Annotated in this window: 1 protein-coding gene; it reads right to left on the bottom strand. The window is 71.3% G+C overall.

Annotated features, from left to right (window positions below):
- A partial coding sequence (locus ACG04R_RS28705) for an autotransporter-associated beta strand repeat-containing protein (protein ID WP_394418239.1) occupies nt 1-265 on the bottom strand: 265 nt, incomplete at both ends.

The raw sequence follows: 265 nt of genomic DNA, 5'->3' as shown, positions 1-265 counted from the left end.
CTGGCAGAGAACTGCAGCGTGCCGCCGCCGAGGGTGATGGTGCCGGTGGAGCCGATGGCGCCGGCGCTGCCCAGGGCCAGCGTGCCTGCGGTGAGCGTGGTGCCACCGTCATAGGTGTTGGTGCCGGAGAGCGTGAGCGTGCCGGTGCCGGACTTGGTCAGCGAGCCGCCGGAGCTGGTGAGGGCGGTGGCCAGCGTGACGGCCTGGCCGTTGGTGTCGAGGTTGTAGGCCTGGGACGCGGCGGTGCTGAAGCGGCTGGAGTAGT

Source organism: Pelomonas candidula (genome assembly GCF_043555985.1).
GTDB lineage: Bacteria > Pseudomonadota > Gammaproteobacteria > Burkholderiales > Burkholderiaceae_C > Pelomonas > Pelomonas candidula.
This window is presented reverse-complemented; position numbering and strand designations above follow the sequence as displayed.